At 42.8% G+C, this 12862-nt stretch carries 12 protein-coding genes; 11 read left to right on the top strand and 1 reads right to left on the bottom strand.

Annotated features, from left to right (window positions below; translation table 11 throughout):
* The first annotated feature begins 76 nt into the window (after positions 1–76).
* The 11 genes from CGZ90_RS06820 to CGZ90_RS06770 all read left to right on the top strand — a co-directional run bounded on the left by CGZ90_RS06820 (position 77) and on the right by CGZ90_RS06770 (position 12480).
* Positions 77–553, top strand: a complete 477-nt coding sequence (locus CGZ90_RS06820) for a DinB family protein (RefSeq protein WP_094251556.1) — start codon at positions 77–79, stop codon at positions 551–553.
* Complete coding sequence (locus CGZ90_RS06815; protein WP_094251555.1) at positions 550–1320, top strand: SDR family NAD(P)-dependent oxidoreductase; 771 nt, start codon at positions 550–552, stop codon at positions 1318–1320. The genes CGZ90_RS06820 and CGZ90_RS06815 overlap by 4 nt, the downstream gene beginning before the upstream one ends.
* Positions 1321–1734: 414 nt before the next feature.
* Entirely contained in the window at positions 1735–2013 is a 279-nt protein-coding gene (locus CGZ90_RS06810) for an HU family DNA-binding protein (protein WP_094251554.1), read from the top strand.
* Between the two features lie 166 nt (positions 2014–2179).
* Positions 2180–4042, top strand: coding sequence for a PAS domain-containing sensor histidine kinase (locus CGZ90_RS06805; RefSeq protein WP_094251553.1), 1863 nt, complete (start codon positions 2180–2182; stop codon positions 4040–4042).
* Between the two features lie 54 nt (positions 4043–4096).
* Positions 4097–4360, top strand: coding sequence for a hypothetical protein (locus tag CGZ90_RS06800; RefSeq protein ID WP_094251552.1), 264 nt, complete (start codon positions 4097–4099; stop codon positions 4358–4360).
* A gap of 106 nt (positions 4361–4466) precedes the next feature.
* Positions 4467–4919, top strand: a complete 453-nt coding sequence (locus CGZ90_RS06795; protein ID WP_094251551.1) for a helix-turn-helix transcriptional regulator — start codon at positions 4467–4469, stop codon at positions 4917–4919.
* A gap of 98 nt (positions 4920–5017) precedes the next feature.
* Positions 5018–6763: a metallophosphoesterase family protein gene (locus CGZ90_RS06790; protein ID WP_094251550.1), complete on the top strand. Its 1746-nt coding sequence runs from the start codon at positions 5018–5020 to the stop codon at positions 6761–6763.
* 110 nt (positions 6764–6873) lie between these two features.
* A complete protein-coding gene (locus CGZ90_RS06785; RefSeq protein WP_094251549.1) occupies positions 6874–7308 on the top strand; it encodes a chemotaxis protein CheW in 435 nt (144 codons plus the stop codon).
* Positions 7305–8993, top strand: a complete 1689-nt coding sequence (locus tag CGZ90_RS06780) for a methyl-accepting chemotaxis protein (RefSeq protein ID WP_094251548.1) — start codon at positions 7305–7307, stop codon at positions 8991–8993. Before CGZ90_RS06785 ends, CGZ90_RS06780 begins: the two co-directional genes overlap by 4 nt.
* Positions 8994–9538: 545 nt before the next feature.
* The gene (locus tag CGZ90_RS06775) at positions 9539–10066 is read left to right on the top strand and encodes a BsuPI-related putative proteinase inhibitor (RefSeq protein WP_094251547.1); all 528 of its coding nucleotides are present in this window, start codon (positions 9539–9541) and stop codon (positions 10064–10066) included.
* Between the two features lie 257 nt (positions 10067–10323).
* Complete coding sequence (locus tag CGZ90_RS06770) at positions 10324–12480, top strand: ATP-dependent Clp protease ATP-binding subunit (protein WP_094251546.1); 2157 nt, start codon at positions 10324–10326, stop codon at positions 12478–12480.
* Between the two features lie 118 nt (positions 12481–12598).
* Here CGZ90_RS06770 and CGZ90_RS21290 read toward each other — a convergent pair whose 3' ends face one another.
* Positions 12599–12682 (bottom strand): putative holin-like toxin, encoded by an 84-nt coding sequence (locus CGZ90_RS21290; protein ID WP_379675187.1) that lies wholly within the window; start codon positions 12680–12682, stop codon positions 12599–12601.
* Between the last annotated feature and the right edge of the window lie 180 nt (positions 12683–12862).

Here is a 12862-nt window from a genome sequence, read left to right as displayed (position 1 = left end):
TTTCATTCTTGCTAGATGCTATAATTTGCTAAACTGAAACTGCAGAAAAAATGATAATAAGATCGGAGGAAACGTCATGAACGAGGCTGTAAGTTCATTAGCAGTATGGAAAGAAGACATTGTACGCATCAGTGAAAGCGTTAGTGAAGGAACCTGGAAAACACCAGCCGAAGCAGGGAAATGGAGTATAGGCGAAGTGGTCGGTCATATTCTTTATTGGGATTTGTACTTGATTCAAGAAGGGCTGCCGTCCATCCTAAACACACAGTCTATCTCATTTCCTGATCATGATGAATACAATGCCAAATCAATAATGTACATAGAAGGAAAGTCAAAAACAGAGATCGTGAATGAGGCACTTCGGCAGAGAGATGCGCTGCTGTCTGATCTTTCCGGGCTATCAGAAGAAAAATGGGAAAATCCGATTTCTATTAACGGAGTTACTGCTGATGAAGATAGCATGCCTTATACTTTGAAGAGCCTGATGCTTGAATTTGCTGAACATGATCGTCATCACGTCAATCAACTATTAAAGATTGGAGCTGGACTATGAACTATTTACCGTCATTTTCACTTGAAGGAAAAACTGCACTTGTAACTGGAGCAGGTAGAGGAATCGGCCGGGCTCTGGCGATAGGAATGGCGGAGGCAGGAGCTGACGTTATTCTTGTTGCAAGAACAGCAGCAGATCTCGAAAGCGCAGCTTTTGAAATTGAAAAGCTCGGGAGAAAAGCGTGGATGTTTCGTTGTGATGTCACGAACAAGGAAGATGTGGCAGGTGTGTTTGAGCAGATGGACGCCCAATCTATCAGCCTGAATATATTAGTAAACAATGCAGGCATGAACATACGAAGCAAGGCGATGGACGTGACCGAGGAAGAATGGAACACGATCATGAATACAAACCTCAGATCTGCATTCTGGTTTGCACAGGAAGCAGGAAAAAGGATGAAGGAAAATGGCGGAAGAATAATTACCATTGCTTCTGTTGCTGGAACAGTTGCATTAAGAACCGGGGTTGTTTATGCAGCTACAAAAGCTGCCATCATACAGATGACTAAGAACCTCGCCCTTGAATGGGGGCATTACGGCATTAACGTAAATGCGATCGGGCCGTGGTATTTTAAAACTCCTCTGACAGAGAAGCTATTAGCAGACGAAAACTACCTTTCTGATATCCTTGCAGTCACACCGCTAAAGCGTGTAGGAGAACTGCCAGAGCTCGTCGGACCAGCAGTCATGCTTGCCAGCGAAGCCGGAAGCTACATAAGCGGCCAAACACTGTTCGTAGATGGCGGAATGACAATACAAGGTTTCTAAAAGGGCTTTTGTAAAAGAGTGTTGCTAACAAAAGGTTTGGTTTTGTAAGTAACTAGAGGAGTTACCTTCTAAAACTTCAATGCTTAATTAAAATGACCATTTTAGGTTGATTGGCTGACTCTATCATTAGATCATCTTGAATTCTTCATTGATTAAGTTGATCGGAGTGTAAGGCGCCGACTCTAGCGGGATGAGTGAGACAGGTGAGACCTTCCAATGGCGCATGCGACGGAAGGGCTCACCGCTCACCCCGCGGAAAGTGTGCGCCTGAAACGGAGATTAACTTCTTCTCTGATTTCTTTAAAAACCTGAAAAATTCACTAAAAAAATCTGAACAATATGTATATTTGATAAAAACCCGTCAATAATGGCAGATAAGAAATGCCATTTTAAGATTTTAGGAGGTTTTTTCAAATGAGAAAAACAGATTTAATTGATGCAGTCAAAAATGCAACCAACATGAATAAAAAAGACTCAACACTGGCGGTGGAAGCGGTTCTCGAAGCAATCACGAACGCGCTTAAGCAAGGCGAAAGTGTTCAGCTGATCGGCTTTGGCACATTCGAAACACGAAACCGCAACGCCCGTAAAGGACGCAACCCGCTGACGGGAGAAGAAATTCAGATCCAGGCTAGCAGCGTACCTGCATTCAAACCTGGAAAATCGCTAAAAGAAGCGGTAAAAGCAGTTTAAATGACATCGGTTTAAAAGCACTTCCTAGGAAAAAGGAAGTGCTTTTTGTCATTTTATGGCGCATCGCGCATGAATTTGTCGCACTATTTTTCCAATAAATCAAAGGAAATAGAAGGCAAGTATCCAATTAGTACTATCGGGGATATGCAATAGTAAAAGGGTGATTATGATGATTAGTATAGATAATGAACTTCTGCCGCCTTTAGGTCCGTTTAAAAGAATGATAGATGTCATTCCTGAATTTATCTGTATAAAAAAGCCCGATGGAACTTGGCTTGAAGCCAACCAGTTTGCGCTGGATATGTTCGGAATCCTGATTGAGAACTACAGAGGAAAATCGATCGAATTCCTGCAAAGCCACTTGACGGCTTCAACGATTCAGAAATGCCGTATAAGCGACCAAGAAGCATGGGAAAAGAGAGAAGCTGTCAAGACGGTCGAAGAAATTGAGACACTCCATGGCAGCAAGGTTGTTCTGGAACTGGTCAAACAGCCAACATTCGACAGGGACGGGAAACCCTTAATTTTAATCATCACCGGACGAGATATCACACCGCATAAACAAAAAGAAGAAGAGCTCAGTGTAGCGCTTGACCTTCTGGAATCCGTGCTAAAAGGTGCAACGGATGCGATCCTGATTTTAAATACAAGAAGAGAATGCATTAAAGTAAATGAAGCCTTTGAAAAAATGTTTGGATGGACAGAAGACGAATTTATTAACTTTGAAGATGAACCGCCTGTCATCACTCCGAATCATTTAAGAGACGCGTCCAACAAAATCATGGAACAGCTGCAGGAAGGCACTTCTATTCCAATTTATGAAACACAGCGGATTAAGAAAAATGGGGATATGATCGATGTCTCGGTCTCATTCTCTACCATTTCTGATATGGATGGGCGGCTGATGGGATTTGTCATCATCTACCGCGACATCACCTCACAAAAGAAGGTTGAAAGGGCGCTAAGAGAAAGCGAGGCAAAGTATAGGCTTATTGCAGAGCACTCTACAGATCTTATCGCTGTAATAGAACCTGACGGCAAGTTCCAATACACATCGCCATCTTATTTTCATGTGCTAGGCTATTCGAATGATATTTTAAACTGTTCTCTCGTAGATCTGCTTCACCCTGACGATACGGAAGAGCTTATTAACTGCTTTACTCAAGTTCTCGTTAAAAAGCAGCCCTTTCAAGTGGAGTTTTGCCTGAGACATGTAAACGGCCACTGGATGTCGATCGAAACTAACGGCGTACCGATCCTGAATGATCATGGACGAGTCGAAAGCATCGTGACGTTCGGCCGGGATGTCACAAAGGCTAAGAAAACAGAAGAGCTGATCAGGAAGTCTGAAAAGCTTACTGTCCTTGGTGAACTGGCTGCCGGTGTAGCACATGAGATTCGTAATCCGCTCACCTCCTTAAAAGGCTTCACAAAGCTCTTGCATGATGCGGACGGTGACATTAAAGGAGAATATTTGCGGATCATGGAATCCGAGCTGAACCGGATCAATGAGATTGTCGGGGAGCTGATGCTAGTAGCTAAGCCGCAGGCCGTCAGCTTCGAGTATACAAATTTGAAGGAGATCATAAACAGCGTCGTCCTGCTTCTGGAAACACAGGCAATCATCAAAAACATTCAAATTATCGTAAAAATGGAAGACGATCTGCCGCATGTGTACGGTGTGGAAAACCAGATCAAGCAGCTTTTCATTAACTTGCTGAAAAACGCTATTGAAAGCATGGAACAGGAAGGAATCATCACACTAGAACTGGAAAGGAAAAATAACTTGGTTCAGATGACAATTCAGGATCAAGGATGCGGGATTCCAAAAGACAGGCTGAAAACACTTGGAGAACCTTTTTATACTACGAAAGATAAGGGAACAGGCCTTGGGTTGATGGTTTGTTTTAAAATCATGGAAGAGCATTCAGGAAAGATTGAGTTTTCATCTGAAGAGGGAAGAGGAACAAAGGTGGAGGTATTACTGCCGACCAGTCCTCCGCCGAAACCGTTTAAAACGCATCGCTAAGGTTTAATTCACGCGAAGACTGCCCACACTTTTAACAAGAAGGAGTGTGGGAAGATGGAACGGTACAGGCTGTTTTATGTATATAGGATCAAGAATTTATCCTATCTGCATGTACACGGAATGGATATGGCTGAGAAGAAGCTGTTCACGCTTCTGCTTTATGCCCCTGACAGCGGGATTGACCTGCAAGCAGGAACGTCTGCTTATCCGCGTGAGCTGCTGGATGTTTTGGAGTCTGAGAAGGAAAGAATTGAAGCGGGGAATTACGATATTCTTCATTGGGAGCCAGATCTTTTTCAAGAACAAAGATTATCTTAATAAGATTGATGAGTATCTGACAGTGGCTTGCTGTCAGGTATTTTTTTATTCAGTTTTTTGAACGAAAAGTGTAAAATGTATCTAATCGTGTGAAAGAAGGTGCCTCGTGAACAAAGAGGATGTAATAGAATTGCTATGGCCGAAAGTCAAGCTCGTACGAACCGAAAAAGGATACACACAGGACAAAATGTCTGAAGTGCTCGGTATCTCTAAAAAGACACTCGTTCAGATAGAAAAAGACCGCCTCCAGCCAGGCTGGACGCTTATCGCTGCAATGTGCGCCATTTTCCGCCAGTCTGAGATTCTCCGTGCAGCACTTGGCGGAGACCCAGTTGATGTGATCGAAGTAGTCTCCCATTCTCATGTCAATTCAGTAAAAGAAAAAACGTGGGGAGGGCATGTCTGGTGGCGGGAGTTGAAGAGAGAAGGAACATACAGACTGCAGCAAAACCTGATCAGCCAGCATTATAGAATATTGAATAATAATGACTATCGCGTTTACAGTTCTTTTGATGAGAAAGAAGCGAGAGAGAGACTGACAGAGCTTGCAGAAAAATAAAATGCCGCAAAATGCGTTAATATTTAAATTGATGTAATAATCTCTTAACATTTCCTTGCTAAGCTAGTGGTAACTCTAGCTGAAAGGAAGTGCAGCCTGTGAACTGGAAGCGTAAAGCCGTTGTTCTTGCAGCCGCATCATCACTCGTTATGCCGATGGGAAATGCATTTGCCATTCCATCTGTTGATAAGCAAGACGGAGGTATTGGTAATTCTACTAATTATTTAGACAGTGCTCCTAATATTGCTATAGATCCAAAAGTAGAGAATATTATTTATCCATTAATGGCGACACCTGCAATAAAAAAGAAGAACACAGACTTAACAGTAAAAGTGGATACTAAAGGAAAAAATCCTGCAGGATGGGACGTTTCACTTAATCCGACGGAAAATGCAAAGGTGGATGGAGAATTCAAACTTCCAGTTAAATCTGTACAAAAAAGCTCGGAATATTGGAAGAACAGCGATTCGGTCTATGCTGTAACGGTTACGATTCCTGAAGAAGTTTCAGAAAATCTTTATGACTTAAAAATTTCCTATACGGGAGACGGAACGCGCATTACAGATGACGAGCCTAATTCCGTAAAAGTGGTCGATGAATTTAAAAAAGATTTTAATTTTATGCACCTGACCGACATACACGTTGGCTCTCCTAGAAATATTCAAGACCCAGCTAACGCGACTGAAGCGGGTATGTGGAATCCAGATGAGTCGAAACGCTGGCTCTACTTGCAGAAAACCATTCGTCAGGTAAATCTGCTTAAGCCTGATTTTGTCGTCATGACCGGAGACCTTATGTTCGGCCAGATGAATCCTCAAGAATATATTTATGAATATGAAGAAACTTACCGCATACTGAAAAAGTTTAATGTCCCTGTCTATATTGTTCCTGGAAATCACGATTATTACGCACAGGATGCAACGCTTGCGGACGGGGCGAAATATTGGGAGCAGTATTTTGGGCCTCAGTACTTCTCGTTTGATTACGGCCCTTATGCACACATGATCGGCTATAACTCGTTTGACTGGCATAAGTTTGACCGCCAAGGCCATGGAACGGTTTCTGTGCCGACATGGGGCGGACAAATACGCGATGAACAGATGAACTGGATCAAGGACGATCTAGCAAAAAATGCTCAAACCGCGCAGCCTGAGCAAGTTAAAGGACTGTTCTCTCACCATAATCCTATATGGCGCGACCGTGATATATGGCCGTCATCAGACAGTGAAGTACAGGATTATTGGAAAGAATATGATGCAAAGCACAATCCTCGTGACTTATCGACCTTGATCAAAGCAGAAATACTTGGACAGAAATATGACCAGCAATGGCATGGGGAAGGGTCGCATGAGCTGATTGACATCATGAAGCAAAACAATGTAGACATTTCGCTGCACGGACATACTCACATTGACAACATTACTGAGCAGGACGGAATCCTTTATTCAACAACAGCTTCAATCGAACTTAGTGCCAAGCCATGGGTGGGTTACCGTGTATTCCAAAAGGATCCGGCGAGCAGCAAGTTTAACGGGTATGTGTATGAAGGACCTGACCGCTCGATGCCTGTTTATGAAAACGGCGATACTGCAGCAGGAACTGTAAGTTTTCAAAATGAATATTCTCTGCCGAACGATGGAACGCAGGTAACACAGACAGCAACTCTCACGAACCGTTGGAATAAAGCGGCGACAGTTTATGTACCGTTTTATATGAAGCAGGGGACGTACACTCCGTCAGCAGGAGAAGTTTCACAGTCACAGCTTTATGGAACGAAGCAATATGTAGAAGTTAAAATCACCATACCTGCCAACTCATCAAAGAAAATTGAACTTAATAGGTAATTCTATAAATCAGATGCTGAATCATGGCATCTGATTTTTTTTGTTAAATAAACTTAACTATCTTACCGATATAATGTGAAACCGCTTTATGAAGGGACTGTGTGTTCATCATGGCTGCAGCCAAAAATATTATTGTTATGACAGCAGGGCTTGAGAAATACGCCATATCGGTATCAAATGTCAGTTCAATAGAAAGAGCAGAGATAAAGAAGGAAGATGGAAATATTCTCGAGATGTTGGAAATTCGGGGAGATATCATACCTGTTATGCCGCTGACTAACATTATGGGAGCTCCTGAAGGAAAACAGAGTGATGAATGGAAAATTGTCGTGCTTGAAAACAAAGGTATGAAGGCAGGACTTTTTGTTGAGGATGCGAGTCCGGTTACAGAACTGATTCACGAAGCACACTCATTGCCTAAGGTGCTCGGAATGGAAAAAGGGAGCTTGATCAGCGGAGTCGTGCAGTATGAGGAAAAGCTGATTGTTTTGCTCGATTCACATGAACTAATTATGAAATTGTCTGAAATGAGGATAGCTGGATGAAATTGACGCTTAGAAAAAAATTAACGGGTTCATTTTTGATTATTTCATTGCTTTTTGCAGGGGCTTCTGGCGTGTTTTTTTATTACCTAAAATCAATGGAATCTTCCTATAATGATTTGCTGGGCAGACGGAGTGAAATCCTGGCCAACATGAAAGAGATTCAGCTGCAAGGCGCAATGCAGAGCAGCAGTATGCGAGAGTATCTTCTTCAGCAGTCTCTTGACAGCCAATCAAAAATCGGACAGAGCGGAGCGAATATTAATATTCTTGTGCAGGAAACTCTCGCTCTTGTGAAAGTTGATGAAGATAAAGAAAATTTAAAGAAAATCAGCAAGCTGAACACTGAATATATGGATGAAGTTAAAAAAGTCACGGCAACTGCATCTGTAGACCTAGTGAAAGCAAGGGACGAGGCGAATAACAAAGTCTATCCGCTGAGCCGTGAAATTAGGACGCTATCGGGAAAACTGGCTGAACGTCAGCAAAAGCTAATGGAAAAGGGCAATCAAGAAGCTATGGCTCTCGTTGAAGAAATTATCTTCATCGTTTCCATCATCGGTGTAGCTGTAGTGGTGCTGGCCATCGCTGCCGGTACGTATATTTCCAGGATGATCTCCCGTCCGGTCAGCCGGATGACTGTTATGCTGAAGGATATTGCTGAGGGCGACTTGACAATGGATCCAATACAGGTGAAGAACAAAGATGAAATCGGTGATCTAGCTGACGGAATCAACAGTATGGGTACTAATCTTGCTAAACTGATACGGCAAGTGCGGACGAGTGCAGAGCATGTCGCTTCGTCAGCTGAAGAGCTTACAGCAAGTGCCGGCCAGACGGCTCAGGCAACAGAACAGATTGCTTCTGCTGTCGAAGAGGTGGCAGGCGGGTCACAGCATCAAGTAAGAAGCGTAGAACAAATTGCAGAATCGATCGATGCGCTGAAAAATGGGACACTCCAGATTTTTGAGAGCATGAATAAAATGGCTGAAGCGTCAGGCAGCTCTCTTGAGGCAGCGGCTGGCGGTAATGAGGCTATTACTAGAACAGTAAGCCAAATGGATGTTATCTCAAAGAGCATTACAGAAACAGCATTTGCGGTAAAAGACCTTGGAGAAAAATCGCAGGAAATCAATAAGATCGTCGATGTTATAACGGATATTTCTGGCCAGACAAACCTGCTCGCTCTAAATGCAGCGATAGAAGCTGCGCGTGCAGGTGAACAAGGTAAAGGATTTGCCGTGGTAGCAAATGAGGTAAGAAAGCTTGCTGAACAGTCAGCACAGTCTGCTAATCAGATTGGAGAGATCATTTTTATGATCCAAGAACTGACAGATAATGCGGTTAAGGCGATGAATAAAGGAACATTAGAGGTGGAAAACGGCACACACCTCGTAAGGGAATCTGGTCAAGCTTTTACCGTATTAAAAGAATCTGTCGTCCTTGTATCTAAGCAGGTAGATGAAGTCGCTGCAGCCACTGAAGCGATAAATTCCAATACAATACATGTTGCAGATTCTATTCAATATATTTCTCAGATGGCTGAAACAGCTGCTTCTACAACCCAAGAAGTGTCAGCATCGACTGAAGAACAGCTAGCTTCCATGGAGGAGATCATGTCATCATCCACTGCACTCGCAGATATGGCAGAAGAACTGAACAGCTCGATCAGGCAGTTTAGAGTATAGAGAGAGGCTTTACTTCCGAATTGGGGGTAAAGCTTTTTTTCATGTTTTCTCAAATTATGGTGCTTTTAAAGAATTCACGGAGTTAGTTGATCTCCGTTTCAGGCGCACGCTTTCCGCGGGGCGGGCGGTGAGCCCCTTTGCCGCTACGCGCCTTAAAGGGTCTCACCTGTCCCACTCGTCCCGCAGGAGTCGGCACCTTACACTCCGATCAACTTTGTCAATGATGGATTCAGGATGATCAAGTGAATGTGAAAGATGTGCAAGCCAACGTAAATTCAAAAATTCCTTATAAATTAGGCTTTGAAGCGTGCACTTCATTGTCAACTACTCTGAACTTTCTTATAAAACAAATAGATCAAAAGCCATAACATCTAGAAATGAGCCATAACAAACACAGGAGTTTATACAGAAAAGGCGAATTTAACGTTGAAAGGAAAACAAGGTTAATTTGCTAGTGAAAAAAGGAATGGTTTAGTAAAGTGGATATTCCGCTTTTTAATGAAAAAGGGTAATTTTGCTTACAATAGTCATTGAGGTGAAATGACATGAAAAAAAGGATATTTCTGCTGACAGCCGTATTTTTACTGATGATGGCGGCGGGCTGCGGAAACGGACAGGATAATTCAAAAGAGAAGGGGGAGCCAGTGATGGGAGACGGGCAGAATAAGAATGAAGCCAAGCGTCAGGAGAAGCGTCCGGGCAATGACGGGCAAGGGATAGCTGCAGGTGCTATCGAACCTTCGTTATCGGTTTTGGAAGAAAAACCAGGACAGGTTCTGTTAAGATATGAACTGAAAAATCAGACTGAGCAAGTAAAAGAGCTTCATTTTACATCAGGTAAAAGGTATGACTACACAATAACCGACAAAGAAGGGAATGTTGTGTATGAATTTTCTAAAGAGCACATGTTCATGCAAGTGCTCAATAAAGTAACCATCAAACAGGGCGATTCTTATGTGCAAGACATTATGATCAAAAATTTGCCGCCTGGAAAATATAAGGTGGAAGTATGGCTCACAGCAAAGGATGAACCTCAGAATTACAGAAAAACGATCGAGGTAGAATTAAAGTGATAAAGAATAGAAGGCCGTTGCAAAAAGTGCAATGTGCCTTTTTTTATTTGTCAGGATTTAACCATAACTGATTAGGGAAACGTAGTGATAACCCCATCCTGTTTAATTATCACTTTTAAAAAATATGAGGCAAAGTACTTGAAAGTCAAAAAAGGTCAAAGTATAATACAATCATAAGGTCAAAGAAAGTCAAAGTCAGACCGGCGTTATTTAACCTTACTAAACATAAGTACTTATCATTTAAAGGAGGAATTGTTATGCGTTGTGAACAATGTAATGCGAATCCTGCTTCTATCCATATGAATGTCTCATTTAATCAAAAACGTAAGCAATTTAAACTATGTACGGATTGTTACCATAAAGTTAAACAGGAAATGAATGCAGGAGGAATGGGGATGAATTTTTCTTCATTTGATGACATGTTTAAACAGATGATGGAGAACAGCCAGCAGTTCGGCTTTCAGCAAGGCACAGAATCTGGACCAGCTGTTAAAAAGGGCGGCCGCGGAGGTTTTATCGATAAATTTGGCCGTAATTTAAGCGATGCCGCTAAAGCAGGACTGATTGACCCTGTTATCGGGCGTGATGACGAGATCAGCCGGGTTATTGAGGTGCTTAATCGCAGAAATAAAAATAACCCTGTCCTTATTGGTGAGCCAGGGGTCGGGAAAACTGCTATAGGTGAAGGACTCGCTCTAAAAATTGCTGAGGGCAAAGTGCCGGCAAAGCTATTAAATAAAGAAGTTTACTTGCTTGATGTAGCTTCCCTTGTGGCAGACACAGGCATTCGCGGGCAGTTTGAAGAACGCATGAAACAGCTTATTGCTGAATTACAAAAGCGAAAGAATGTTATTTTATTCATAGATGAAGTACACCAGCTTGTTGGTGCAGGATCTGCAGAAGGTTCCATGGATGCAGGGAATATTCTAAAGCCTGCTTTGGCAAGGGGAGAACTGCAGGTAATTGGTGCAACAACACTTAAAGAATACCGCCAGATTGAAAAGGACGCTGCCCTTGAGCGCCGATTCCAGCCGGTTCTCGTCAATGAACCGACTCCTGAAGAGGCACTGGAAATCCTGAAAGGGCTCGCTCCAAGATATGAAGAGTATCATAATGTGAGCTATAGTGAGGAAGCGCTAAAGGCTTGTGTACAGCTGTCACACCGCTACGTACAGGACCGTTTCCTTCCAGATAAAGCGATCGACCTAATGGACGAAGCGGGATCAAAAGCAAACCTTCTTCACGAAACGGGCGAGATCACAGCGATTGAAGAGCGCCTCATGGACATTGTGAAAGAAAAAGAAAAAGCGGCTGTTGATGAAGATTATGAACGTGCCGCTAAGCTGCGGCAGGAAGAATTGCAGCTTGAGGAAAAGTTGAACGAGCAGGAAGTAAACAAGAAATCTGCAGTTATTGAAGTGGAATCCATTCAGTATATCGTGGAGAAGAAGACAGGTATTCCTGTCCGCAAGCTTCAGGTCGACGAGCAGTCTAAGCTTAAAGGTCTTAAAGAGCGTTTGAACGAAAAGGTGATCGGTCAGCAAGAAGCAGTTGATAAAGTGGCGAAAGCGGTGCGAAGAAGCCGCGCAGGTATTAAGTCCAAAAATCGCCCGATTGGTACATTCCTTTTTGCTGGACCAACAGGAGTCGGGAAGACAGAATTGACGAAAACTCTAGCGGAAGAGTTGTTTGGTGACCGTGATGCAATGATCAGGCTAGACATGTCTGAATACATGGAAAAGCATGCGGTATCCAAGCTGATCGGTTCGCCTCCAGGATACGTAGGTCATGAAGAGGCTGGCCAGCTGACAGAACAGGTCCGCCGCAAGCCTTACAGCATCATCCTGCTTGATGAGATTGAAAAGGCTCATCCTGACGTTCAGCACATGTTCCTTCAGATTATGGAAGATGGGCGTTTAACGGACAGCCAGGGCCGCACGGTAAGCTTTAAGGATACAGTCATTATAATGACATCCAACGCTGGCGCCGGTGTGAAGCATATGAAGCCGCTCGGGTTCGCCGGTTCAGATAATGCAGGAAATATGAAAGAGTCAGCGATCCTTGATGTGCTCGGCAGCTACTTTAAGCCAGAGTTTTTGAACCGTTTTGACGGTATCGTTCAGTTCCAGTCACTGAAGGAAGAACATATGGTGAAAATTGTGGATCTTATGCTTGCAGAGCTTGAAAAGCAGCTGGAGGAGCAAAATATCACCATTGAAGTGACGGATGAAGCAAAGAAAAAGCTTGCCGAACTCGGTTATCATCCTGCATTTGGTGCACGGCCGCTGCGCAGGGTGATTCAAGAGAAATTAGAGGACGCCGTAACTGACATCGTTCTTGACTCAGACACAGAGGTTACTTCTATTAAAGCAGATGTTCAAGATAATGAAATTACAGTGAATATAGCAGAATAAATTGGTTAGAAGCTGTCCCCTTTATGTTTAAGGGACAGCTTCTTTTTAAAGAATTTAATGAATGCAAAAAAAAAGCTGCGCAGCAAATGCTCAGCTTTTTAATAAAATGCTACGTTATTTATGAATTATCTTTGGAGCGGATAATGGTAAGAACAAGCATTGAAAATCCGATCATTAACGATATGGCTTCAAATACTGTCATGACCCATTCCCTCCCTTTCATTCTTAGCCGCATCGATTGTGAAAGCTAGAGAGATTCACTGCTATATTATTCCTATTTTATCCATTTTAAGGAAGTTAGACAAGAACCCATATATCTATTTACCATAAAAATAAAGTAGTCCTAAAGATTTGGATTAGAGTAGTTTAGGGAAAGGATTGT

It is taken from the genome of Fictibacillus aquaticus (genome assembly GCF_002245695.1).
GTDB classification, from domain to species: domain Bacteria; phylum Bacillota; class Bacilli; order Bacillales; family Fictibacillaceae; genus Fictibacillus; species Fictibacillus aquaticus.
The sequence above is the reverse complement of the archived record's forward strand: the minus strand, read 5'-3'. Positions and strand labels throughout refer to the sequence as shown.